This is a genomic window from Cytobacillus gottheilii (assembly GCF_900166665.1).
Lineage (GTDB): Bacteria > Bacillota > Bacilli > Bacillales > Cytobacillaceae > Cytobacillus > Cytobacillus gottheilii_A.
On record NZ_LT800494.1, the window covers coordinates 4173778 to 4200541 of the forward strand.

The window sequence follows — 26764 nt, forward strand, 5'->3', positions numbered from 1 at the left end:
TTCTATACTGCTTATTTACGGTTTTAGAAATGAAAAACTCCCTCTGCGTAAGAGGGAGTTTTCGTCTATTTTAGTACATTTCAGATGTAGTCTTAGCTTGCATATGAAGCTGGATATAGTCTGGACCGCCAGCTTTAGAGTCTGTACCTGACATGTTGAATCCGCCAAATGGCTGGTAACCAACGATTGCGCCAGTACAGCCGCGGTTGAAATAAAGGTTTCCAACGTGGAAATCTTCGCGTGCTTTTTGGATATGTTCACGATTTTTCGTGATGACTGCTCCTGTTAAGCCGTATTCCGTGTTGTTAGCAATCTCAATAGCATGATCGAAATCCTTCGCTTTTGTAAAACCAACAACTGGTCCGAAGATTTCTTCTTGCATGAGACGAGCATCAGCTGCCAGATCAGCAAAAATAGTTGGTTTGATGAAGAATCCTTTTGAGCTGTCTCCTTCTCCACCAGTCATAAGCTTGCCTTCTTGTTTTCCAATTTCAACATAGCTCATAATTTTATCAAATGCTGCCTGGTCGATCACTGGTCCCATAAAGTGAGTTTGATCTTCAGGGTTGCCTGCTGTTAATTCATTTGTTAATTCAACCGCACGATTTAACACTTGATCGTAAACATCTTCTACGATAACTGCACGTGAACATGCAGAACATTTTTGACCAGAGAAGCCAAATGCAGACGCAACGATTGATTGAGCAGCTAACTCTAAATCAGCTTCTTTATCAACTACGATTGTATCTTTACCGCCCATTTCAGCGATTACGCGCTTTAGCCAGATTTGTCCATCGTTTAGCTTAGATGCACGCTCATTAATGCGTAAACCTACATCGCGAGATCCAGTGAATGAAATGAAGCGAGTGTCCTTGTGGTCAACTAAGTAGTCGCCAACCTCAGCTCCGCTGCCTGGTACAAAGTTTAATACGCCAGCAGGAAGACCAGCTTCTTCCATTACTTCAACAAATTTTGCAGCAACTACTGGTGTTGTAGAAGCAGGCTTTAATAATACGGTATTTCCAGCTACAATAGCTGCTACCGTTGTACCAGCCATAATGGCAAGCGGGAAGTTCCAAGGAGAAATAATAATTCCAACTCCTAATGGAATGTAATCATAACGGTTATATTCATTTGGACGGCTGTTAACAGGTACACCATCTTTAATCGTTAAGATTTGACGAGCATAATACTCAAGGAAGTCGATTGCTTCAGCTGTATCAGCATCTGCTTCATTCCAAGGCTTTCCAGCTTCTTTTGTAAGCAATGCGGAAAACTCATGCTTGCGGCGGCGAATGATCGCAGCTGCTTTGAATAATACATCTGCACGTGTTTCAGGCTTTACTTTTCTCCAAGATTTAAACGCCTCCACTGCACCCTGCATTGCTTTTTCTGCAAGATCACGATTAGCCTTGGAAATGCGGCCAATTACTTCCTCTTTATTAGACGGATTAATCGATACAATTTTATCTTCAGTTGATACACGTTCTCCTGCAATTAAAAGATCGTAATCTTGACCTAAATAGCTTTCAACTGTTTTTAACCCTTGTAAATATGCTTCACGATTTTCTTCATTTTTAAAATCCGTGAAAGGCTCATGCTTGTAAGGTTGTACCATCGTTAACGCCTCCTATGTACTATTGCACTGTATATGTATGGAAGGGATGATGCATGTAATATTTTACAGTTCATCCCTAATACAGCAGCTGTTTTTATAGAATTTTCCCAATGTTTATTTTAACATGTTTAGTTAAATTTCTTCAATCATTGCCTTTAATCATAAATATGAACAAAAGGTTCTGTATCGTCTGGTTTTCTCACAATAAGCGCTTCAGGGCCATTCACTGACGTAATATTTACCTGAACAGATATATACTCTGGAAAATGCTTCATGATTAAACTTGCCGTATACTGCGCAAATCCAACTGATTCTGCTTTTCCATAAAATTGAATTGGAATATCAATAGTAAGATCCCGCAGCTGGTCACCCGCATAAAAGGCCTTGCCAATGACTCCGTTGAAATTAGGGAAGTATGCTTCTACATCCTGCTTAAAGTTTTTAAAAGCGGTATTGTCATCACGGTGATTTTTTTCAGCATCATCAGAAGGAAACAGTACATATTTTTCCGCTACATTCTTCCATTCTCCCAGCTTGCCGCTTCCTTTTCCAGCCTCCGCATAGGCAATAAAATTCCCTGGTACAACAGAGGTTCTGCTGGCTTGTTTAAAGAGAGCAATAGTAATAGGAACGTCTTTAAGCTCATCCATATTCCGAAGACGAGTCAGCACTTCTGCAGCCATCTTTTTACCCTCTGCTTCTAGAACACTGTGTTCAATCTTCGTTTCATATGTTGCACCATACTGCTCTTTTTGATAGTAGTGAACCGAGTTTAATGCAAGACCAATCACCACACCACCAAGCTTGACTGTGTCGCCCTCACTTTTAATCCGGTAATTATGCTCTAAAATATGAGCGAGATAGATCGGACTTTTAGTGTTGCGTTCATCAATATCCCCTTTTTCATCATCAAGCGGATTTAAACCAACATTGTCAGCTTCCTCTAAGTTTCGCTCAGCCAGCTGCGCTGGAGTAAACTTGCGGTTAAGCCATGAACGGACTGTGGCACCTTTTAGAAACTGTCCTTCCTGAAAAAAGTAATTGTCCGTGTCGAAGCTATTCTGCGCAACCCTCATTAAACCAGTTTCAAATTCAGTCAGGTCATACTTTGTATTTATATTATTGACGACTAGCCCCCTTGCCTCACTTGGTTCAAAAGGAAGAAGCGTTTTATAATAGTCATCTGAAATTTTGTAGTTTGGTATGATCGCTGTTTCTTTTGAGTTCTCGTCTTCTTGAATGACTTCCTCCTGTTTGCTGAAGTTAGGAGCACATCCTGTCAGCACGAGCAAAAGAGAAACAGTCGCCATTAATGTTTTTTTCACGATTCTTCACCTCTTACTTGTTTAGTTCCTCAGCAAGTCTCTCCTCGTCCCATACCGTGATGCCCAGTTCCTCAGCTTTTTTCAGCTTTGAACCTGCATCTGCACCAGCAATAACAATATCCGTTTTTTTGCTTACACTCCCTGATACATTTCCACCAAGTGCTTCAATTTTCTCTTTTGCCTCGTTCCTTGAGAAAAGCTCCAGTTTACCTGTTAACACAATCGTTTTTCCTGCAAAAATAGAATCGATATCTTCTGCTGAAATTCGTTTTGGACCTAGGTATTCCAAATTCAATCCAGCATCCCTTAGTTCTTGGATCAATTCTGCAGCTTCTTCCTGCTCAAAATAAGAGACAATGGCATCAGCCATTTTGTCACCAATCTCATTAATTTCGATCAGCTGCTCACGAGTGGCGGTGCTTAACTGTTCCATTGAGTGGAAAGTCATGGCTAATGTTTTTGCCGCTTTCGCTCCAACATGCCGAATTCCCAGTCCAAATAAAAGCTTCTCTAGCGAATTCTTTTTAGAAGCTTCAATTGCACTTAAGAGATTTTGTACTGATTTTTCGCCCATTCTTTCCAGTTGAATAAGCTGCTCAAACGTTAGCTTATATAAATCAGCCACATCCTCAATTAATTGCTCTGAGAACAATTGGCTGACTACCTTTTCCCCTAATCCATCAATATTCATGGCATTTCTCGAAACAAAGTGGATTAGTCCTTCACGTATTTGAGCTGGACATTTCGGGTTAATGCAGCGCAGAGCTACTTCTCCTTCTAGTCTGACAAGCTCACTTCCGCATTCTGGACAAACAGAAGGCATTTGGAAATCGACTTCATCTCCTGTCCTGCGCTCTGGCAGAACATTAACGACTTCTGGAATGATATCGCCCGCTTTCTTGACTACCACATGGTCACCGATTTTAATATCTTTTTCGCGGATCAAGTCTTCGTTGTGCAGGGACGCTCGCTGGACGGTTGTACCTGCTACTCTTACTGGTTCTAATATAGCTGTCGGCGTTAAAACACCAGTGCGTCCAATACTGAGTTCAATGTCTTTTAAAATTGTTACAACTTCTTCAGCTGGAAATTTATAAGCAATTGCCCATCTTGGACTCTTAGCCGTGGTTCCCAGCTGCTCCTGCTGTTCATACCCATCTACTTTTATTACAATTCCATCAATATCGTATGATAATTGAGGTCTTTTTTCTGTCCAGTCAGTTACATATTCAATGACTTCTTCTATAGAAGCACATTTTTTTCGTTCTTTATTTGTTTTAAAGCCAAGCTGATCGAGATAATCCAAGCCTTCACTATGAGCAGATATTCCAAGCTCATCAGCGTTTGCCAGTCCATAGACAAAAATATCGAGATTTCTGGAAGCAGCAATTTTCGGATCAAGCTGTCTTAATGAGCCAGCAGCAGCATTCCGCGGATTCGCAAACGCTTCTTCCCCTCTTTCTTCTTTTGCTTGGTTTAAGGCTTCAAATGACTTTCTAGGCATAAATGCCTCGCCGCGCACTTCAATCGAAACGTCTTTCTTTAAACGAAGGGGAATGGAGCGGATTGTGCGTAAATTGGCTGTAATATTCTCGCCAATGTATCCTTATCAGTAAAACACTTTTTGTACAATTATATCAAAAGCCTTTAAATACTACAATTTACTAAACCATTTTACATTATAACGATTTAGACAACCAAATAAAATACACTTTCTACTATTTCCCATTAAAAAGTGATTACTCTCCACCAAAAAACTTTATCGGTAAAATACAAATTGTCAAATTATATTGTGAATGCTAATATATTTACAAAATGTTCTTCAAGGGGATAATTCTATGTATTTGATAACTGAATGCACTTCTCATGATGGTATATATTTTGAAAAAAAATTCATTACAGAAGATGGAGAAGTTACTTTAAAAGAAAAAGTACATTTTCAAAATGCAAAAGTTGTTTATGAGGGTATCGAATATGTCTTTCTATACGACATGAAAATGAATCCAATACCTGAAGTTTTTGATTACTTAAATTTTGAACTTCAAGGTGCTTCTCCCAACCATCGTTATACCGTATTAAATGCCTTAAAATTATTATATTCGTTTTTAGAACTATATGATTTAAAAATTGATTCGCTTTTAAAAAATGATGTCCAAAACTTATTTTCATTTCTTGAAGGAATCTCAAAAAAGGGAACTTTATATCAGTTAGACTTAGTTACCTTACGAAGCCCCTCAACTATCAATACTTATATCGCTCTTTATAGGAGTTACATTTTGTATTTAGGTTATGATAAGTCACCTCTTCTTAAAAAAAGTACAGATTATAAACTTATATATAATGACGAGACGGATTCTCCTATGAAAATATATAAATATGATGTTAGCTTCAAAGATTACAAACCTGAGTTAAGCACTCCCAGATATATAAGTGTTGAGGACTTTAAGCAAATTCTTGATGTTATTAGAAAGGAATACACACTCCGAGAGGAATGTTTAGTCCGTTTAATGTTTGAGAATGGTTTACGTCTTGGTGAGGCACTTGGAATTACAAATGAAGATATTGCTATAAATGATAAGGGCAACTTTATATATATACGTAATCGCTGTTCGGATTCATCTGACCAATTAGCTAAATGGCGTATGATTCCTAAAGATAAAAAAGAATATAAAACAAAAAGGTATCAAACAAAGGATATAGGTTATCAAGTTGTTTATTTGAGCGATGCCTTATTAGACAAAATTAATGACTACGTAAACGAATTTCATTTAAACGACAGCCTTAAATTTCAAAGCAATTATCAAAAATACACATATGCCGACTCGGTTGAAGATGATAATACTGAAAATTTCTATGTATTTATTAACAGTATTGGCAGACCTTTAAGCCAAAATTTATGGGGTAAAACATTAAGAGATATTTTCAAAAAAGCTGGATTGAATGTCGATAAAGAACAGCGAGAGCATAATTTAAGTCATCGATTCAGACATGGATACGCAATGTTCATGGTTAAATACAAAAATGTTGATGCACTCACTTTAAAAAATCTTCTAAGACATAATAACATTAATTCTGTAAAACATTATTATCGCCCAACCGATGAAGAGATTATAGAGCAGAAAACGAGTTTAGTTGAATCTATTTATGAAGTTATTCCAGAACTGACTATTTAAAATTTAAAGGTGGAAATGAAATGACATCGAGTATCCCAAGCATATTTACTTTTAAAGATGAAAAAATTCAAGAAATCATAGATATATTTTTTAATAAAACAAAATCTAAGGGATATACAAAATACTCCAGTTTCGATGTTCATATTGTGAATAAGATTATAGACCTTATACCTCAAAATATAGATACCTCTTCAATAACTTGGGAGTTTTTTCAAGAACTATTTAATAAGAGCCTGACTCAAGAGATGCAAGAATGTACATGTAGGTTAATATCGGAATTTATAAAAAACGATTGCTACAATGGAGTTTATTCAGAGATAGTTGAAACATTTAAAGCTGTTCATACCAAAAATTTAGTCGAGGCACTTTTCCAGCTTTTCTATAAATCACTTTTGCCACACAATTTAATTGTTTTTAAAAACAAACAACGTACCTCATGTTATATAAATGATTGCACAAATCCCTATCTTTCATATTTGCTTAGAGATTTTGTTGTTCATAATACCACAGCACGTAGTTTTGATTTTTACGAAAACTTTCAAAAAAGCCTTAACGGTGTAGTAATTAATCAGATAACTGATTTTAATGCAAAAACTTTTAAACAACAATACTATTTTTTCAAAGATTTTAAATATAGAATCACTCTACTAACCTTATTAAAAAAGTTCTATTTGAAGCTCTTAAGTCTTCCCGAAGGGAAGGACATACTACATTGGAGAGACGGTATAGATGGAAATATGCTTCAAACAGTCAGTTTTAACAGGAATTACGAAGAGGGATATCTCCCTATCCCTCTAAACCCATTTGACCCCGTTCCAGAATTTGATAAATGGTTAGTTATGCCAAACGGTGCTGAAAATAAAACAACTAAAATTAATAGCTTTTCATATAAACCCATAGACTTCTCTTTATGTAAAGATGAAACTTTAAAATATTGTGTCAAACACTGGTTTTGGAATTCTAAAGTTAGTTTGGCCGCAAGAATTGACCAAGCATATATAATCATTAAATTCCTAAACTTCATATATGACCTGAAGAATAAATTCAGTATAAAAGAAATGACAAAATCAATTGATAAACAAGATTCCATTAGTGTAGAGGAAATATTCTCTTACGCACAATTCATAAAAACAAATAACAAAAGTGTTCAGTACATTTCAAATGTAAAAACTTTTCTCAATTATGTTCTCGAAAACAATCTTTATAATGTTGAAATAAGTGGATTAAAATATTTAGTAACTAAATCTAAGGAAGTAAGAAATTCCGCCAAAGATATATCAAATGAAAATCTATTAAAAATAGAAGCTAAATTAAAAGAAAAATCACAAGACAATTATTTAAACACCCTATACTATATTGTCTTCCATATTGCCATAGCTACAGAATTTAGGATTTCTCAGATTATAAATCTAAAAGTGAATTGTTTAAAAAAGGGCGTAAAAAAGGAGTATTACTTAGAATCGAATACAAAAGTCACAGATGGAAAAATCGTAGAAATACCAATTACCCCTTTTACTCGAAGGTATATTGAAACCGCTATACAATTCACTCAAGTAGTAAGAGATAAATGTAATGATAACGCCATTAAGGAACATATTTTTATTCATGAATATTCAAATTTGTACTTTAATGTAATAAGTGTCCGAACTTTTTCGGATTACCTAAAACGAGTTTGTTTAGAATTAGGTATTGACCCTTTTACAGCACAAAATTTAAGAGATACCTACATGACTAAATCATTAGAATATGCCATTAGGAATAACCTGTCAGATTTGGAGCTAAAGGCTTTAACTAATCACAAAAATATTAGTACAACCACCAATCACTATGTTGCTGAAAAAATTAATGATTACCTTGAAGCAACCCATATGGTCGTCATAGGAAATCCTACTATCAGGGGAAATATAGTCGCTAAAACAGACCATAAAAACGAGGACCTTGTAAATGACCAATGCGGATACTGTCCATACGAATCTTGTATCAGAAAAGATGATAATTTAGATTGTTTAATGTGTTCGGGTTTCATAGCGACTATTGATAGGATACCCTTTTACGAAGAAAAGATTAGAAGTATTGATAATGAAATCAAATCAGCTAAATTACCTACAGATAAAGAGCGTTTAGTCACTATAAAACGTCTTTATCTTGCTTATCTAAGGAAGTTATTAGAGCTTAAGGAGAAGACTGTAAGATGAATGGCACTTTAAAAGAAATTAACAATATTCAGTGGCTATTTCCAAATGAATATGATGATTCTGTCTTAAAAGGTGTAACCACGAATAGAATCTTCAATCATATAAAAAGAATAGATAAACTACCAATAGTTTCTGGTGAAATTTTCTTTTCAGACGATGTATGGGATTTTAATTCAGTCACTCTTGAACGTGTTCCCAAAAGAAAGTCTACTTTTGATTTTACAAAGATAGATATTGCATTTAAAGAACAGTTAAAGTTTTTTGCTCTGACAAAAGTGTGGGAAGATAAGGATAAGATTCAAACTATCTACAAAACTCTTGGGAATATAAAGGATTTCGTAAAGTACCTATCAAACTCCGACATAAATTCTCTTGAATATGTCAGCCCTCAAACAGTAAAAAAATACATTGATTTAAAAAGTCATCTTGCACCTAATACTATTCGGAGTTATAAAAATTGCATTAACGACTTTTTTCAATTCTATTCAAATAACTACAATAAAATTGATTGGGTTGAAATAAATAAATACCTAAATCTTACGAAAAAGGAAAGCCAAGAGCTAAAAGCACAAAGAGAATCTAACAAATGGGATACGATACCAGATGAATACTTGGACAACTTATTATCTTGCCTAAGTAATATTATGGATAACCAAAATGCCTCAATTGATGACAGAGGGATTTCAGCAATGGTCATTTTATTATCCCAAACTGGACTAAGAAACGGAGAGATTTGTGATATTCCGATAAATAGTTTAGAAAGCGTAAAAATACTTAATGGTACGAAAACAGCCTATTACATGCGTTATAAAACATCAAAAGGCGTAAAAGGAAATGGAAACTTTAAGGAAGTAAATACCACCATGACAGATATAGCATGTAGAGCTTATCAAACTTTAGAAAAAATTTATAAGGACAGAAGAAAAGAAATAAATAGCAGTCTGCTATTTGTACCTTTAAAGGCAAAAACACTGCCTGTTACTGAAAATGCTTTATCCAGAATGTTAGTAAACATCTCCTTAAAACATGGAAAAGAAATCGGTTGTATTAACGTAAAAGAAAAGTATCCAAATTTTCATCATCAAAATATCGGAATATTGATGGAGCGTAATGCAGTAAGCATTGAATATCTTAAAAATTACAAACCAACAGATACTATAAGTACCCCTCGCCCACATCAATTTAGGGTGAGATTGTGCAATGATTTAATCAATCAAGGTGTTCCAATATTTTACGTTCAAAGACATATGAACCATTTAACAAAAGAAATTACCTATGGTTATTATAGACGGGAACAGGATTTAGCCAAAGAAAAAGAATTAGCAGAATCTGTAATGAAGATGCTTGTTACAGGCGAATCACAAGTTATGGGTGATGGTAAAGATACCTTAATGCTACGTATTAACGAGTATATTAAAAAGTCGAATCTAAATGTTGCTACGGATTTAGATGAAATCATTAGTGGACTGACAAAGAAAATGCCCATTAGAGCTAAGAATGGGGGTATCTGCATAAAGAGTGGTCCTATTAGAGAGTGCAGTAAAAGCGATGGAACGGATAACTTGTATTGTGCATACGGTATGTGTACGAATCTATTTCACTCCTTTTTTATGGTAGATATAAATTATGAAAAATATACCACTTTATTAAAAACAATTAAATACAATCAAGAAAAGGGATTCAAGAAGGCTGTTGAGAAAGAAACCAACAAGTTACGATATATTGTAGAGAAGTTTTTAATCCCAGAACTTGAAGAATTGGAAAAAGAAACAAAGTTAAAAGGTGAAATCCACATCAAAGAAAAGTACCCACAAATATCCTATTTTGTTGATAACTATGAAACTATCTATAAGGAGGTCAAGGCGTGGCTGAATTAGTTGATACTATCACTCTTACCTTAGAAAAAATGGATATACAAACTGATTTAATTGAACCGAAAAATTGGGAACATCTAAAAAAAATAGAGAGGGTTTTAAGTGAGGCATTCACAGTACAGGAAGAATTTAAGAATGCTATCAAAAACACCAGACCATCCATTAACAATACAGCTACAAAATCAAAAATTGCAAGACAAACTATTTATAATAATGAGCTTTTAAAGAAGTATATTGAATTCAGGATAAGCGAGTACAATGACTCTGACCCTATTAGGAAAATTGAAAAACATTTAGAGAGAATAGCAGAACTCGAAAATAAAGTCAAAGTCATGTCAGAAAGAGATGTTGGCCTGGAACTCATGCGGAGGAAAATCACGTTGTTAGAAAATAATTTAAAAAGTGTAAAGAAAGAAAACAAAGAACTGCATGAGAAATATAACCACTTAAAAAACAAGAATACAAAGGACAATAATGACTTAAGTGTAAATACCTCCAAAGTTACAGTAATGCCTAATTTAAAATAAATTAATAGTTAATTTGAGCTTGTTACTGAATTTCTCATTTTTGAAAAAAGTCAAACAATGGGGCGAGGTTATGGAGGTTAGGTTAGAAAAAGCAATAGAGAATGATGCCCAAGTTATTTTTGATATTCAAGTTAAGGCTTTTATGCCTTTGTTGGATACGTACAAAGATTTTGAAACCAACCCAGCAAATAAAACTATCGAAAAAGTAATAACAAGAATAAATAATCGCAATGGTGGTTTTTATAAGATATTAGCTGACAATAAACTTGTAGGTGCTATCTGCGTTTTTTGGAAAGAAGACGTACAGTTTTGGATAAGCCCAATGTTTATTCTACCTTCTTATCAAGGAAAAGGGATAGCTTATAAGGCTATAACTTTAATTGAAGAAATGTTCCCTCAAGCGACCACTTGGGAATTAGCTACAATATTAGAGGAAGAAGGAAATTGTTATTTATATGAAAAAATAGGCTATAACAAAACAGGAGTTAGCAAGAAGTTAAACGATAACGCAACCCTTATTTTTTATAAAAAGGATTGTTAAGAAAAAGTAATACTAAAGGGTAGCTTTTGTTTAAATTCCAAAATTATCAATAAGCCGAAAACATGCAAGTTTTTATTTATTTCTTGCATGTTTTCGGCTTTTTTATGAGGCTCTTCTCTATTTTATATGATTATTTGTAATGTTCTTTCTTTAATCTTAAAACAGCATGGACAGTAGATAAATAATAGTGAAACATCCATTCGTACCATACAGGTTTATCATAATCATCTACTTGCTCAATGTCATTATGTCGAATTCCATAATTATTTACTATATCGAATATTATTTTGTCATGCTTCTTAGTAGTGTATTCTTTTAAATCTTTTCTATATGGCTCTAAAATGTCAGCTAATATTGCTATTGCTTTTCTTTTTTCTTCTATATTGGAATCATATTTAAAAAACATTTTAATAGCAGTCTCTACTTGTTCAGTAACAGTATCACTTGTATGTTCAGGTAGGTTACGTGTTATCAGATTTCCAAGTCCGTCATCGGGTAAATCTATAATATAACCTTTTTCTGATAATAAATAACCATCTTCTAAATGAATAAGGTATTTATTTATTTCGTTTCTAAATTCTGCTTGAGCTGTATTTTGTGCATCATCAAATATGTCAAATACATCAAAGTCCTCAATGTTCCAAATATATTGATGAAGTATTTCAATTAGGGTAAAAACAGTAGTCTTATCAAACCTATGATAATACTGTTCAATCGGGAAAACATCTTGATTTCCTACATGTTTAAAGAGAAATGCTTCTGGGCTTGGGGCCATTAATTTTGGTCGAGAATGATGACCATTAAAAGCTAACTTAAAATATTTTTTTTCCTCGAAATACAAGTATGTATCAAAAAAAAATTCCCTGAATTTTTTAAATGAAATTTTTAAGTCTGATAAATTAATTTTTCCATTTCTTACTCCATAAAAGTCCATGCAATACACTCCTATTTTAAATAAAATTAATTTGCAGAGCCAATTTTGTCAAATGGTTCGATTTTCTGTATTTACCAATTTGGAACTTGCCGTCATAATGTATTCTTTCATAAAATTATATGATGTGCTGTTTAGCCACATTTTTCTCTAATTCTTGTGTTTCTCGGAATTCTTTTGCTTCTGCTATCATTTTAAATTTAACAGATTTATTATGTGATTGATTTATAACCTTTTTTATATCTGCTATATCAACCTTAAAAAATTCCTTGCGTTGATTTATTTTGTTTACTCTCCTATGATGAAATGCTCTATGAAGATTTGCTTCTAAAGCTGGAGCATCTTCTGAAAATATTACAGCATGAATATCGAAATGAAAAGGAACGGATGCTCCTCCAAGTTCTCTCACTCGGTCTAATGGGTCTAATCTTCTGGTCATACCAATTTTGTAAACATTCTCACCGAAGCAACCAATGTTGGATATGACATATACATAACCCGCTTTGGTATTTTTTACTCTGTAATCTACTTGTTCGATTTGTTCTCTTATTTCAATTAATCTATTATTATATTGAAACTTTTCATGTTCACTAATTTGTGATGAAAGTTGGGATAATACGTTTAATAAGTGTTGTTCTTCTTTCTTTATTTTCTTTAACTCTTCTTCTAATTCTTTTTGGGCCCTTCGTTCCTCTCTTAATAGTTCCCTAATTCTTCGTTGCTCTTCAATTTCCTCTTGTTTTTTTTGAGCATACTCATAAGCCAAAAAAAGCTCCTCTATTTTTAAATTAAGATACTCTTCCGTAATCTCTATTGAATTATACCTACTCAGTCTATTAATATTATAAAACTCAGTTCTAATCTTTTTCTCAGCAACCTCTACATTATTAAATCTAACTTTACTTATGATAGAATCACATACATGATTAAAAGACCTAATTGCTATCTTTATATTTTGATTATTTTGTGCAGTTCCTTTTCTTGAGCTTCCATTTAATGTCCAAGAACTATGATGATTTGTAGCAAGTTTATCCCTTACCAAATCTTTTTGTTTTTGTCTAACTAACCCTAAAAATTTTGAATACTCTTCTGAACTATCAAAATCAAATTTATTATCATAGAACCCAAACGATAGATATAATGCTTCATCTTCTAAATTGATTAATTCCTGTTTAAGAGTCCGAATTTTCATGTTTAACTTTTCTATATCCTGGTGTTTTCTTTTAAAAACTTCCTTCAGTCTTTGTTTCCTATCAATGATAGATGTTTCTATATTCTCTAATTCTTTTTGTTTAGCTTTCATCATTGAGATTATTCTTAATTGTTGGGTAAGTGTTATAATCGCTGTTTCTTTTTGTTTTTGAATCATTTGCATTTCTAAATTTTTTTCTCTTTGTTTAACTGTTTCTTTATAGGTTCTCAACTCCTCCTTATTCGCTTTTATCATTGATATCATTTTTAGTTGTTTCGTAAAGGTTAATATCCCTAACTCTTTTTGTTTTTGAATCATTTGCATTTCTAATTTTTTTCTCTTTGAGCAAGTTTTTCCTTACGTTTTAGTAACTCCTCTTCTTTTCCTTGTATGTATGCTTTTACTTTAAGACTATTTTCTAAATAATCTTTCTTTTGACGATATAATAAAACCAAACCCATTATTAAAGGGATAATCAGAAACCAAAGAGAAAATAAAATGCAAATAAACCAGGTTGATAGATACCATCTGTTATTATTCATGGTAGTCCCCCTAAACTCTGTGTACTCATTCTATAAAAAAACTTCTTGAACCTCACAATGTATAATAATCATACCACTTTATAGGTAAATATAACCACATTTGTTATATTCTTTAAGGAAATATGGACTTGGTTTATATCCTGACCTTTTACCAAAAGGGGTTACAAATGTACACTGATACAGCAAGACAAATTGTGTATAAAAATAAGACGAGATACATTTTCGATTTTAGATTAGAGGATATCAGTTATACTTATCCGTATTTATTTTAAACGCAAAATAAAAAACGCCCTTCAAAAGACGTTTTAATTTTGAATCTATATTTCTTTTTCTATTTCAAGAAAAAGTTCAGAGGTCTTAATTTCTAAGCCTTCTGCTATTTTGACGATATTTATTAAAGAAACATTCCTTGTTCCACGCTCCACCTCGCTTATATAAGTTCTATGAAGGCCTACTATTTCAGCGAACTTTTCTTGAGAAATGTTTTTCGATACTCTGAATTTTTTTACAGCAAGTCCAAATTGAATTTTAATATATTTATCTTCCATAGATTCAATTTAGAAAAATGCATACTATATATCTACAGACTATAAGTGACATTTAACAATAAATTGATTATAATAAACAAGTCATTATAAAAGTCTTTTTGCAAGGTAAGAGGTAAGTTATATGAATTTTCCAGGATTAAATTTAACAAATAGTATAAACTCAAAACACTTTATTCTCTAAAAGGGGATAAAGTGTTTTTTATTATTCTATTTTAGTTGAAGAAAAAAAGTAATTATTTTTTACAGGAGGTACAATATGAATGTGGAATATTGGTCATTGAAAGATGTAGATAAAAACACAGCATATATACATTTTTCCATGACTGGACAGGGAGAATTTGATTCATTTATGGAGAGTATCAGTAAAATAAGACTAAAGAAGATTAAAGAAGAGGTAATTTCCTGTACTGTAGAAGGGAAGTTAGAGATGTACAATAATCGAATATATACTGATAAAAAACATAAAATCACTTTTTCTATTACAAATGGAGTTTTACAGATTAATATAGGAGGATTCACCTTTTATTTTCAAGATTTTGATATAAGAAGTAAAATTGAAAATTTAAAGAAATTATCAATTGGAATTACTTATGAAGTTATTAGTCCTTTAATGTGTACAAATCCCTGGGAATTACTCCATTTTATCGTTATTAAAGGCATTGAAAAATGAATTATAAAGGATGTAATATATTGGTTCTGATGGAGGGTGACAAATGAGTAAAATGGATGAATTAATTTATTCGTGGGAATTAAATAGAGCCTTTGGTGAGTTTTGTGAAGAAAACGGAAATTCAATCAATGATTTATATAACAATTTCCATAATCAACTAAAAGATACTTTCTTTACTGCTTATGCTCAAGGACATAAAAACGGCTATGACAGTGGAATAATAGATGCAAAAATAAAATTGATGGTTAAATTGGCGGTGCATACGAACCTGAATGATGACATGATACTAAAAGTCTTAGAAAACGAAGAACATTTTGTAAAAGCATTAAGTGAGATTCGGGAAAAGCAAAAGAATCAAAGTTAAGGAGAGTTGAAAATGGAAGTTATTCCTCGCAGAGAACCACAAAAAATAACCTATCAACAATACGAAGAAAACACCCCAGAAAAAATAGAGATGTACCAGAACGATATCTTCTTTGACGAAACAGAAAGAATAAAAATGCTTAATCTCCTCTTGACTAATGTTGGGATGGAAACAATGGTTAAAAACCTGTCCAAAGAAACCCGAAGGGAGTTGATAGGAATTTTGGAAGAAAAAGAAATGGAACGAAAATGTGTGGAAATGGTTGAACAAGAAGTATTAAAATTTGGACCTCAAATGAAAAAAGACTATGAGTACAAATTCGATAAGCAAAACAACATTTTATATATCTTTTTTCGTGTGCTTGATACTAATTCCATTTGGTCTATTAAATACACTTTTAACAAAGAAGCAGATGAATTTAAAGAAGAACAGCGTTTTCAGGCATTTGCGTGTGCGGATACTCTACGTAGATTATTAGATAGAAAATAAAAGAAATAAATCATGGCATAAAATTCGTGTTTTAGAAGTTTAATTGATTGAGAAATCACATCGAAATGAGCACGAAAAAAGGTAGTGGATTAGTATCCGCTACCTTTAGTTATTTAATGACTTTTCTCTGCGTATTGCTCAACAATTATTATCTATTCCATTCACCTCCGCAATCAGGACATTTCCATATAACTGTCTGGTCCTTCCAAAGGTCGTATATGCCAATTTTTCTTGTGAAATGAGTCGCTCCATAGGATTTCTGTTGCTCTTTTGGTATTAGTTCCCCTTGGAGATTAGCATTACAGAATGGGCAATTTTCCTTACTATCCTTCATTATAATTACTCCTTAACTAATTCGTACAGGACAGAAAAAATAATAAACACTCCGCCAATTTCAGGATATCCCGCAATAATTAATAGAAATATCGTATTTATATTCAATAATTGACTCATTTACCTACTATAGATTCAATTATTTCGTCTAAATGAGTTATCACTTCATTCATTTTAGAATTAACAAGAACTGAATAATCTGATTGGTCGATAAAGTATCCTATCGGGTCACTTTGATTATTCCATTCTTCTATAAGTTTATTTCTTAATTCCTTGAATTCAACATCTGCACTATAGTATTTATCTAAAATAAGCTCGATAATCTCTTCTGGCTTATCTATATTAGAGAACATTATTTTAGGCTTATAGTTACTTCTAAAGGTTTTCTTATTTATAATTCCTTTTCCTTGCCTTAGACTACATAATGCCTCTTCATATTTTTGAAAATAAGTATCATGTAAAAGAGTGGATTCCTTCTCATTAAACGCAAATACATGTTCCAATAATATTGGAGCTAAAAAATAGGATTCTATTGCATATTCTGATAAGATTTTAAACTGTTCTTCTCTTATATTCAGACCATTTGCTTTTCCTTTTTCCATTAAATCTTTTTTTCTGTCTTCGATATACTCTCCATCCGAATCGGTAATTACCCAATAAGGGGCCTTCACAGCATCCTTATGCAATATTTGAGCATTAGCGTAAAAACTCATTTTATCAAATCCATCTGTCTGAATCATATCAATATACTTTTCAGCAAAGTTCGTCTCCAAACCTTTTTGTTTCGCAATTTTATTGATAAGGAGACTAAACAATCGAGCATCATCTTTACCCTCTACAAATATAACAGCCTGTTTATTTAATATGTCGGATATTTGCACTCCTAACTCTTGAACGATATTTTCTACAGATGCTTCTACCAATAATGTGACTCCCTTATCTTTATTGACGCAATGTATGTTCCCCTTATCAATCTTACTTATGATTATTGGGGAATGTGTGGTTAAAATGATTTGATTTCTTTCACTGATTTTTAGCAATGTACTAATCATTTTTCTTTGTAATGATGGATGCAAATAAACTTCGGGTTCTTCTATCAATAAAATAAAGTCGTCATCTTTCTTAAGTTTTATATAAGTCTGTAAAATGGACAGTATCATCATACTTTGTAAACCTGTTCCGCAAGAGAGTATATCTATCTCTCTACCTGGTATATCCTTATCCTCTAAAACTGTCTTATATTTAAAATCAAATTTGAAAGAGTTATCAATCTTAACTTTCACAGATAAGGAATCAGTATTAATAGCGTTTTGAAAATTTTTCGTTAAATCTTCCGATAGATATTTACATTTTTCTTCTTCTTTTTTAGATATCAGTGTCTTTATTTCCCCATATGATAGCTTACCATCAATTTTAGGCATTTCTATGTAATCCTCAGAATCATTTTCGCTTTGAAGTAAAGATATTAGTTCTTTTAAATTGGATTTTGTACCTGCTGTAGTTTCTTTGTCGGGTGTTCTTATTGCAGAAATGACTTTAATAGGTGGTAAAAATTTGAATAAATCAGATTTCGTGATGTTAGTATTATCATCTATCTTATAAGTTGCCTTTCCTTTTTTTGAGTATGAAAAAGTAACTGTAATTGTGCATTTATTCGGGTAATTGATGTTATACTTTTCATTTACTTCTTTAAACTTCTTATCTCTATCACTCTTTAATTTTTCTAATTGTTTATTTGCAAATTCATCATCATCAATACGCTCTTTTATTTTTAAATTTGTTTTTGCAACCATTGTGTTATATCCAAAGCATCTTTCAATATCGTAATCAGTAATGTCATCAAAGATAATTTTAACTTCAATGTCTTCATCTGTTCCTAAATGGAAGTTATCTGCCTCAATAGCCTTTTCTCCATAAAAGCATTGAATAGCATCTAAAATTGTTGATTTCCCAAAGTTATTTTTTCCAACGATTGCTGTCAATGAGTCTATATGAATCCTTAAATAATCAACCGATTTATAATTCTTTATTTCTAAATGGCCCAGCCTCATTTAAAACACTCCTTCAAACTCACTATATAAGTAGTATTGTAACATATTTCCTAATATTTCAACTTTTCCTCCAAACTCCTTATCACTATAAAAGGAAACGAGTGTTTCTGGCATTTAATCGATGTATGTTATGGTAGAATGTTTATTAAGCATTATGAATCAATTCTCAAAAAGAAACTGTATAGATACTAATATATTAATAAATTGAAACTGTGCTATTGCTAACGGACAGGTTTATTGAAAGAGAACTTTCTATTATAACCATAAATTTGGTTTACAAAGGGGATAAAGAAATGGCTTTTCAGCGAGTTGATGTTGTGTATGCACTATTATTTGATGAAAACACAAACAAAATCTTAATGGTATTCAACAAAAATGGTACATGGTCTTTACCAGGAGGTGCAGTTGAAGCAGGTGAAACCTTACGAGAAGCGACCGTAAGAGAAGTTAAGGAAGAAACAGGATATGATATTAAGGTTGGCAATATTATTGCTTTGAACGAGGCTTTTTTAGACAAAAATCATGTTTATTTTATTACTTATCATGGACAAATCACAAAACGACCTGAAGAAATTCCAGAAGAAGAAAATATCATAAAAGTTGAATGGGTGAGTTTAGAAGAAGCAGACCGATTAATGCCATATCATCCAGAAGGAATTTCAAAAATGCTTAACGAATCGGGTGCAAAATATACTTTACAAACAGAATAATACTCTTTTGGTTATTTCGCTAACGGGAGCGTTAATCCAAGAGGATTGATGCTCTTTTTTGTTGAAGTTATTTAACTAACGAGCAGGGTAATTGAACAAGGATTTTTAATAAGAATAAAAAAACACATGATAAAATAGTTAAAAAAGGCTGTGTTTCATATGAAAATTTCTTTAATTGTTGCGATGGATAAGAATAGAGTAATTGGTTATGAGAATGACATTCCTTGGAGAATACCGAGAGATTGGGAATATGTTAAAAATACAACAAAGGGGCATCCAATCGTATTAGGTAGAAAGAACCTTGAATCAATTGGAAAGGCTTTACCTCATAGAAGGAATATTATCTTAACCAGGGATAAAGATTTTAAATTTGATGGCTGTGAAATTGTATATTCAATCCAAAATGTTTTTGAGTTGTGTAAAAACGAAGAAGAGATTTTTATTTTCGGGGGAGAACAAATTTACAAATTGTTCTTACCTTATGTTGAAAAAATGTACGTTACAAGAATCCACCATGAATTTGAAGGAGATACGTTTTTTCCTGAAGTTAATTTTGATGAATGGAAAGAAGTCTCTGTTGAAAAAGGCGTTATGGATGACAAAAACCCTTACAACTACTTTTTTCATATTTATGAAAGAAAAGGCTTTATACAGGGAGAGAGTTTGATGGAACATTCATCACTTGAAGAACATATTCTTAATCTTGAAAAGCGATTAATGAATTACGATTATAAAGAATTAGACGAGTATCTTGCAGATGATTTTTTTGAATTTGGAAGTTCAGGAAACACCTATGATAAAAAAGCACAGCTTGATGCAGTTAGAAATAGAAATACTACTAATTTGATACAATTCACAGTAACAGATTTTAATATTAAATTATTAGCATCAAATGTTCTACTTGTAACGTATCGAACATTTAGACATAACGATAGTAAACTTGCATTACGAAGTTCCATTTGGAAATTAACCAATGGTAAATGGAAAATGGTATTCCATCAAGGAACTCCAGCTCAATAATAATAAACTTATCAAGTTATTGCTAACCATTCCAAATGAAAATGGAGAATGTAGCAAGAATATTACACATGGTTGCATCGGACATCCAACGCAAAAACAAAAGCCTCTATCCTTTAAAAATAATGAAAATAATAAAAGTAACTAATCCCCAATAAAGGAACAAGAGGGTTATTATACTGGAAACCTTATTCTTTTTATTGTAATCTTAAAGGGACAACGATACTGGACATTTATTGTTGTCCCTTTAACCGAGCTTTAATGGTTTGGTTCATCAAAAAATATGATTATTTACGAGAACGACCAAAAAGACCATCCTTTTTGCTTTTGCGGAGCTTCTGGATGGTTTTTTTCCCTTTCTTAATTCCAACCTTTATACTCATGTAAATGTAATTTTAGAAAGAAATAAGGAGTTCAAGGAAGCCCCATATGGATATCCTTTAACATGTAGAGAAAGATGTATGACACCAAAAGTCGACCTTATTGGAACTGAATTAAATGGTAATGTTGTATTATTTGACCAAACTATGGTTATTTTCAAGAACTACACGAAGGTGTTTTTGATTCAGAAGAGTGGATTAAATTTGACTCAAAATTTGACTATATGTTCGGGATAACAAAAGTTAAGTAAGGTGTTTGAACTATCCAAGAATCATTAAATAAATATATCAATTACGAGGAGAAAAAGATGATTCCACATTTTAATAGCAAATTAGAATTTCTAACATTCTTATCCACTGAATGTATTCGTAATATGAAAAAAATTGAACTTAATCATCCTCAAGCAGTAGGGATACAGAAGGCATATGAATCCACTTTAAATTATTTAGCGAAAACAGAAGAAGCATCAGGGGGCTGTCATCTGATTTCTGCAATGTTACATATTTTATTAACGGAGCAGGGAATTGAAAATGAACTCGTGATAGGGGAAGTAGAAGACTATGAAGCCAATACCCAATTTAGTCATTCTTGGGTTGAAATAAATGGAGAAATCTTTGACCCAGCCATTATGCACACTTTGGATGGCAATGTACACTCACCAGTTTATAACGGGGTAAAATTAACACTCGAACCACTAACTATGGAGTATGGTGTATCTAAGGATAAAGATGCACTGGATAGGGATGCTAAACAACTGTTAGATAAGAGTGTAACTGCTTATCTTGATGCGATTAAAGATTACGGATATCCTAAGAATTATTTATGGGATGAAATTTTAAAAGCAGGAATCGGCATCATGGGGTTTACCAATATATCGAGGCTTCGCAAAAAATACGATACCCATTATAGAGTATTAAAAACGAAAGGCATAGAAAGTGAAGGTGATTTGTGATGACACTAAAATGTAAGAAAGCGACTAATCCAACCAAAAGACCCATGATTGTTCCAGAAGTATTGTTTTTATCTGATAAAGTTAGGAAAATGAATCAAAAAGCTCTTCGGATTCTTGCCAAAAGAGGTATTTAAAATATAGTATAAAAGTTATACTCAGGTATTAAAGGTATAAAAATAGAGAACGACAATAGTACGTTCTCTATTTTATTTACTTTATTTCAACATATCCATAAATTCTTCTTCATTAATTATCTTAATCCCTAAATCTTGAGCCTTTGTTAATTTACTTCCTGCCTCTTCTCCTGCCAGAACATATGATGTTTTTTTAGAAACACTACCAGATACTTTACCTCCATAAGATTGAACAATTTTAGTTGCTTCATCTCTTTTTAAGGTCGGAAGTGTCCCTGTAATTACAAATGTTTTACCCGAAAATCTATCGTCACTACTAATTTCTGAGGTTTTCGATTTTACATTTACACCTGCACTTTTTAATTTAGTGATAAGTTGTTGATTCTTTTCTTGATTAAAAAAGTTTAAAATACTATTCGCTACTATATCCCCAAAATCAGGCAACGCTATTAATTGTTCATAAGTAGCATTACTTATTGCATCAATATCAGGAAAATTCATAGCCAACACTCTTGCAGTTTGTTTCCCAACATTTTTTATTCCGAGTCCTGTTATTAACTTTTCTAAATCATTATCTTTTGACTTTTCAATAGCTTTTAAAAGATTATCGGTTGATTTTTTTCTTCCAACTACACCTTTTTCTATAAGTTCATCACGATACTGTTCAAGGTAATAGATGTCTCCAATATTTTTGATATAGCCTTCTAATACAAGTGATTCAACAGAGCTTGGTCCAAGTCCCTCTATATCCATTGCACCTTTTGATGCAAAATATACTATACCACCAAGTTGTTGTGCAGGACACCCCTCTGTATTGATACAACGTGTATCAGCTCCATTTTCATCTTTTACAGTAGGTGAATTACATATAGGGCAAGTTGCTGGTATGATATACTTCATGGCATTAGCTGGTCTCTTCTCAGGTATGCTTTTTATTACTTCTGGTATAATATCACCAGCTTTTTGAATGACTACTGTATCACCAATTTGAATATCTTTTAAATTAATAAAATCTTGATTGTGAAGGGTTGCTTTTGAAACGTCTGTTCCAGCTAATTTAACTGGCTCTAAAATTGCTAAAGGAGTTAATCTCCCTGTACGACCTACCTGTATCTTAATATCTTTGATAACTGTTTCCTTTTGTTCTGGAGGATACTTATAGGCAATAGCCCACCTTGGAACTTTACTTGTACTTCCTAATACTCTTCTATCGCTTAAATTATCAACTTTAATAACTGCACCATCTATTCCAAAAGGTAAGTTGTTTCTCTCTTCACCAATTGATGATACTGCTTCCCATACTTCATCTGCAGTAGTGCAAATTTTATAATTAGGTACAACCGTAAAACCTTGTGTTTTCAACCACTCTAAACTTTCACTGTGAGAAGTAAAGACTTTCCCCTCTGAAATTTCAAGATTAAAGACAAAAATATCAAGATTACGCTCCCTAACTATACGTGAATCTAACTGTCTTAATGTTCCTGACGCTAAATTTCTTGCAGTTTTATACTTCTTACCGCCTTTATTCTTTTCTCTTTCCAATACCATTTCAAAAGACTTATTGGACATGTAAACTTCCCCACGAACCTCTAAATATGGTAGTTCTGTTGGGATACTTTTAGGAACAGTCTGTATTTCTAATACGTTCTCGTAAACCGATTCCCCGACCTCACCATTACCTCTCGTTATTCCTTCAGTTAATTTTCCATTATAGTATCTAAGCATGACAGTTAAGCCATCAATTTTCTTTTCTACTACAAATTTAGGATTTATAATTTGAGACTTTACCTTATTTACAAAGTTGTATATATCCTCTTTTGAAAATGCATCTTGAAGACTTATTACTGGCACATCATGCGGTACTTTTCTTAGTTCACGTTTAACTGTTCCTCCTACTTCTTGAGTAGGGGAATCTGGACTAATAAATTCTGGATGTTCATTTTCTAAAGTTTTTAGTTCTTGAACAAGTTGGTCATATTCATAATCTGTTATTTCAGGTTGTTCTTTATCAAAATACAATTCATTATGGTACTTAATAAGGTTACGTAGCTCCTCAATTCTTTCTTTTATATTCATGCTACTACACCCCCAACTTGTTTAAAATCTTTAGAATTTATACTATTCCTGTTTAAAGTAAATTTATAGTTACCGCTACCCGCTACGGGACTACATCCTCCTACTTGTATAATTATTAATGGTTGTATTTCAATCCTATTGTCTATAGATTCACATATCATATTAGACAAGTTGTGTTTTACTGATAATGTACCATCTCCTCGTGTTGCCCCAATTGAAAATAAGCCATTTTCATAACGCAAGGAAACTGCTAAACCATCTATTTTAAGTTCACACACATAAGTGACATCATCACCAGCATTTTGACGGACACGGCGATCAAAATCTCTTAAATCTTGCTCGTTAAAAGCATTTCCCAAGCTAAGCATCGATGTTTCATGCTCAACTTTTTCGAACATATCAAGAATTTCACCGCCGACGCGCTGTGTTGGTGAATCTTCAGTTTTCAGCTCAGGAAACTGTTCCTCAAGAGCAGTTAATTCATTCATTAGTCTATCGTATTCTGAATCTGGTACAGAAGGCGTATCAAGCACATGATACTCGTAGTTATATTGATTGAGGATGTTTTGCAGGTCCTTTATTTTTCTTTCAGCTGATTGAATGTCCATTAACCCAGCCCTTTCATAGAAAAGCGTAAGCGCCTTGCTCAGCCCCGACAAGAAACCTGGAGGGGCTAGGCGCTGGAGCTAGACACTGTTCTTTATTATTGCTATTTTATTATTCTTATCACCAAAGCCCCTTATGGAGCCTCTATCCTAATCGGACTGTGCCGACGCTAAAAACTTTTTATTACTTAATCCGTACAATTTTATGATCTGCCCTTTTACAATAATGCTACCCTTTTTGAATTGGCGCGAATTTCGCAAGCAGCCTTTTAATGCCCACAGGACTTGGAAAAGCGATGTCAAGCTCTGTTCCTTCACCAGATCCTTTTACGCTGACAACTGTTCCGGTACCCCATTTGCCATGAACGGCTTTATCACCCACACTCCATGAGAGGCTGTCTCCGCCTGTTGAAGCAGCGGCCGGACGTACAACCGCATTTCTGCGCATTGTCTGTCTCGGTGAATCCTGAAACGGAGAAGTCCCTCGTTTTCCTTGCATAGGCGGCTGAATACCATCTAATAAATCCTCTGGTATTTCCTTAATAAAACGGGAAGGCGGATTCATATTGGTTCGGCCAAATAATGTTCTCATTTGGGCATTAGTTATATAGAGCTCTTGCTCTGCCCGGGTGATCCCTACGTAAGCTAATCTTCTTTCTTCTTCCATTTCTGTATCATCCATTAACGAACGGTTATGCGGGAATACTCCTTCTTCCATTCCAATTAAGAAGACAACCGGAAATTCCAGCCCTTTCGCTGAGTGCAATGTCATCAGTACAACTGCATCGCTCTTTTGACCATCATCATCAAGCTTATCGATATCCGCTACAAGAGCCAAATCTGTCAGAAACGCAATTAGTGATTTATCTTCCGATGCGTTCTCAAAGTTTTTCGTAACAGACAGGAACTCATCGATGTTCTCAAGTCTGCTTTGTGACTCAATCGATTTCTCTGCCTTCAGCATCTCACGATAGCCTGATTTCTCGAGAAGTTCTTCAACTAGCTCAGTTACCGATAAATATTCTTGCATTTGGTAATAGTTTCTCACAAGATCTCTAAATTCCGCCGCCGCTTTTGTAATTTTAGGACTTAGTCCAATCAATTCGATTGATTCCAAGGCTTCGAACATAGACATATCATGCATCGAAGCGAAATTAGCAATTTTATCGACCGAGCCTGAGCCTATCCCTCGCTTTGGCACATTGATGACACGCTGCAGACTAATATCATCATCAAGATTGGCTATCAGACGCAGATATGCAAGAATGTCTTTAATTTCTTTACGGTCATAGAACTTGATGCCGCCTACAATGGAGTATTCAATATTTGACTTAAGCAGCACTTCCTCCATTACACGTGACTGAGCATTTGTTCGATAAAGAATGGCGAAATCTGTAAGCTTTCGATTGCTGGCTTTCATTAGCTCTTTAATTTTCCCTACAACAAATTGGGCTTCACCTTGTTCACTATCCGCTCGATAGTGGAAAAGTTTATTGCCTTCATCATTTTCGGTCCATAAATTTTTAGGCTTGCGATTCATATTTTTAGCAATTACTTCGTTCGCGGCCGCCAAAATCCGCTTTGTTGAACGGTAATTTTGCTCAAGAAGAATGACGCTCGCATTTGGATAGTCTTTTTCAAAAGATAGGATATTGGCAATATCCGCTCCTCTCCATCTATAAATAGATTGGTCAGAATCACCTACAACACACAAGTTTTTAAAGCGATTAGCCAAAAACTTTACAAGCATATATTGCGCTCTGTTCGTATCCTGGTATTCATCTACATGAATATATTGAAATTTACGCTGATAATATTCAAGTACTTCTGGCACACGCTGAAATAGCTGAATCGTGATCATAATGAGATCATCAAAGTCTAATGCCTGGTTTCTGCGGAGACGTTTTTGATAATCTGTGTAAACGTCACTAGTTACTTGCTGGATATAGTCTCCGGTTGTTTTTGCGAATTCCTCAGGAGTAATCAGTTCATTTTTTGCTGAGCTAATGGAGCCTAAAAGTGCTCTGGGATCAAACTTTTTCGGATCAATATTGCGCTCTTTTAGTATTGATTTAATGACCGATTGCTGATCAGTTGTGTCTAAAATGGTGAAATTGCGGTTATATCCGATCCGGTCAATATCTCTTCGCAAGATCCTTACACACATAGAGTGAAAGGTTGAAATCCAGATATCGTCCGCTGCTCCGCCCATCATTTTCTGTATTCTCTCACGCATCTCCCGTGCTGCCTTGTTCGTAAAGGTAATGGCCAGAATATTATAAGGAGAAACACGTTTTTCAACCATAAGATAGGCAATTCGATGTGTTAATACTCTTGTTTTTCCACTGCCTGCACCTGCCATGATCAGAAGCGGGCCATCCGTCGACTTAACAGCGTTTTGCTGTTCCGTATTTAATCCATTTAACAATTTATCCGTTAAATATTGCATTTCTTATTCACCACCACAAACGTATGTTCTATTTTCTATATCGTACCTGTTTTTTTTCAGATAAACA

The 26764-nt window shown here is 33.5% G+C and carries 21 protein-coding genes and 3 pseudogenes; 13 read left to right on the forward strand and 11 right to left on the reverse strand.

The genetic code is table 11. The annotated features are described in order from the left end of the window. Positions 1-70 precede the first annotated feature (70 nt). From pruA to ligA (B7E07_RS20530), 3 genes and pseudogenes are all read right to left on the reverse strand, one after another. Positions 71-1618, reverse strand: a complete 1548-nt coding sequence (gene pruA, locus B7E07_RS20520) for an L-glutamate gamma-semialdehyde dehydrogenase (protein ID WP_080848664.1) — start codon at positions 1616-1618, stop codon at positions 71-73. A 155-nt stretch (positions 1619-1773) separates the two neighbouring features. Next, positions 1774-2943 carry a CamS family sex pheromone protein gene (locus tag B7E07_RS20525; protein ID WP_080848665.1) on the reverse strand — a complete coding sequence of 390 codons (1170 nt, stop codon included), beginning with the start codon at positions 2941-2943 and terminating at the stop codon, positions 1774-1776. Between the two features lie 13 nt (positions 2944-2956). Then, positions 2957-4549, reverse strand: a pseudogene (ligA, locus tag B7E07_RS20530) (NAD-dependent DNA ligase LigA); the annotation flags it as partial. Positions 4550-4781: 232 nt separating this feature from the next. Here ligA (B7E07_RS20530) and B7E07_RS20535 point away from each other — a divergent pair. The 5 genes from B7E07_RS20535 (at position 4782) to B7E07_RS20555 (ending at position 11253) form a co-directional block, all read left to right on the forward strand. Further along, positions 4782-6116, forward strand: coding sequence for a tyrosine-type recombinase/integrase (locus B7E07_RS20535; RefSeq protein WP_176215255.1), 1335 nt, complete (start codon positions 4782-4784; stop codon positions 6114-6116). 20 nt (positions 6117-6136) lie between these two features. Beyond that, a complete protein-coding gene (locus tag B7E07_RS20540; RefSeq protein WP_080848667.1) occupies positions 6137-8311 on the forward strand; it encodes a site-specific integrase in 2175 nt (724 codons plus the stop codon). Beyond that, a complete protein-coding gene (locus tag B7E07_RS20545) occupies positions 8308-10188 on the forward strand; it encodes a tyrosine-type recombinase/integrase (RefSeq protein ID WP_080848668.1) in 1881 nt (626 codons plus the stop codon). The genes B7E07_RS20540 and B7E07_RS20545 overlap by 4 nt, the downstream gene beginning before the upstream one ends. Beyond that, positions 10176-10712, forward strand: a complete 537-nt coding sequence (locus B7E07_RS20550; protein WP_139785677.1) for a hypothetical protein — start codon at positions 10176-10178, stop codon at positions 10710-10712. Before B7E07_RS20545 ends, B7E07_RS20550 begins: the two co-directional genes overlap by 13 nt. A 70-nt stretch (positions 10713-10782) precedes the next feature. Then, positions 10783-11253, forward strand: coding sequence for a GNAT family N-acetyltransferase (locus B7E07_RS20555; protein ID WP_080848670.1), 471 nt, complete (start codon positions 10783-10785; stop codon positions 11251-11253). Positions 11254-11383: 130 nt separating this feature from the next. Here B7E07_RS20555 and B7E07_RS20560 read toward each other — a convergent pair whose 3' ends face one another. The 4 genes from B7E07_RS20560 to B7E07_RS20575 form a co-directional block, all read right to left on the reverse strand. Further along, the gene (locus B7E07_RS20560; RefSeq protein ID WP_080848671.1) at positions 11384-12187 is read right to left on the reverse strand and encodes a hypothetical protein; all 804 of its coding nucleotides are present in this window, start codon (positions 12185-12187) and stop codon (positions 11384-11386) included. A 115-nt stretch (positions 12188-12302) separates the two neighbouring features. Continuing rightward, positions 12303-13700, reverse strand: a complete 1398-nt coding sequence (locus tag B7E07_RS20565) for an SNIPE associated domain-containing protein (RefSeq protein ID WP_218970442.1) — start codon at positions 13698-13700, stop codon at positions 12303-12305. Positions 13701-13702: 2 nt separating this feature from the next. Continuing rightward, the gene (locus B7E07_RS20570) at positions 13703-13918 is read right to left on the reverse strand and encodes a hypothetical protein (protein WP_080848672.1); all 216 of its coding nucleotides are present in this window, start codon (positions 13916-13918) and stop codon (positions 13703-13705) included. A 317-nt stretch (positions 13919-14235) separates the two neighbouring features. Then, positions 14236-14466 (reverse strand): helix-turn-helix domain-containing protein, encoded by a 231-nt coding sequence (locus B7E07_RS20575; protein ID WP_176215256.1) that lies wholly within the window; start codon positions 14464-14466, stop codon positions 14236-14238. Between the two features lie 256 nt (positions 14467-14722). Here B7E07_RS20575 and B7E07_RS20580 point away from each other — a divergent pair, with 256 nt between their 5' ends. From B7E07_RS20580 to B7E07_RS20590, 3 genes are read left to right on the forward strand one after another with little or no spacing between them, the layout of a single operon-like run. Further along, positions 14723-15136, forward strand: coding sequence for a hypothetical protein (locus B7E07_RS20580; RefSeq protein WP_080848674.1), 414 nt, complete (start codon positions 14723-14725; stop codon positions 15134-15136). Between the two features lie 43 nt (positions 15137-15179). After that, positions 15180-15500: a hypothetical protein gene (locus tag B7E07_RS20585; RefSeq protein WP_080848675.1), complete on the forward strand. Its 321-nt coding sequence runs from the start codon at positions 15180-15182 to the stop codon at positions 15498-15500. A 12-nt stretch (positions 15501-15512) separates the two neighbouring features. Continuing rightward, positions 15513-15989: a hypothetical protein gene (locus B7E07_RS20590; RefSeq protein WP_080848676.1), complete on the forward strand. Its 477-nt coding sequence runs from the start codon at positions 15513-15515 to the stop codon at positions 15987-15989. Between the two features lie 449 nt (positions 15990-16438). Here the strand turns inward: B7E07_RS20590 and B7E07_RS20600 are convergent, their stop codons facing one another. Continuing rightward, complete coding sequence (locus B7E07_RS20600) at positions 16439-18373, reverse strand: AAA family ATPase (RefSeq protein WP_080848678.1); 1935 nt, start codon at positions 18371-18373, stop codon at positions 16439-16441. Positions 18374-18666: 293 nt separating this feature from the next. Here B7E07_RS20600 and B7E07_RS20605 point away from each other — a divergent pair, with 293 nt between their 5' ends. The 5 genes and pseudogenes from B7E07_RS20605 (at position 18667) to B7E07_RS24565 (ending at position 21567) form a co-directional block, all read left to right on the forward strand. Further along, positions 18667-19083, forward strand: a complete 417-nt coding sequence (locus tag B7E07_RS20605) for an NUDIX hydrolase (protein WP_080848679.1) — start codon at positions 18667-18669, stop codon at positions 19081-19083. Between the two features lie 159 nt (positions 19084-19242). Then, positions 19243-19734, forward strand: a pseudogene (dfr, locus tag B7E07_RS24555) (DfrD/DfrG/DfrK family trimethoprim-resistant dihydrofolate reductase); the annotation flags it as partial. A gap of 15 nt (positions 19735-19749) precedes the next feature. Beyond that, entirely contained in the window at positions 19750-20103 is a 354-nt protein-coding gene (locus tag B7E07_RS24560) for a nuclear transport factor 2 family protein (RefSeq protein ID WP_257391560.1), read from the forward strand. A gap of 751 nt (positions 20104-20854) precedes the next feature. Beyond that, positions 20855-21433: a lasso peptide biosynthesis protein gene (locus B7E07_RS20615; protein WP_218970443.1), complete on the forward strand. Its 579-nt coding sequence runs from the start codon at positions 20855-20857 to the stop codon at positions 21431-21433. Next, entirely contained in the window at positions 21433-21567 is a 135-nt protein-coding gene (locus tag B7E07_RS24565) for a hypothetical protein (protein WP_257391511.1), read from the forward strand. The genes B7E07_RS20615 and B7E07_RS24565 overlap by 1 nt, the downstream gene beginning before the upstream one ends. A gap of 81 nt (positions 21568-21648) precedes the next feature. Here B7E07_RS24565 and ligA (B7E07_RS20620) read toward each other — a convergent pair whose 3' ends face one another. The 3 genes and pseudogenes from ligA (B7E07_RS20620) to pcrA form a co-directional block, all read right to left on the reverse strand. Then, positions 21649-23643: an NAD-dependent DNA ligase LigA gene (gene ligA, locus B7E07_RS20620; RefSeq protein ID WP_080848681.1), complete on the reverse strand. Its 1995-nt coding sequence runs from the start codon at positions 23641-23643 to the stop codon at positions 21649-21651. A gap of 131 nt (positions 23644-23774) precedes the next feature. Then, a pseudogene (gene ligA, locus B7E07_RS20625) lies at positions 23775-24251 on the reverse strand (NAD-dependent DNA ligase LigA); the annotation flags it as partial. A gap of 226 nt (positions 24252-24477) precedes the next feature. Continuing rightward, complete coding sequence (gene pcrA / locus B7E07_RS20630) at positions 24478-26697, reverse strand: DNA helicase PcrA (protein WP_080848683.1); 2220 nt, start codon at positions 26695-26697, stop codon at positions 24478-24480. Between the last annotated feature and the right edge of the window lie 67 nt (positions 26698-26764).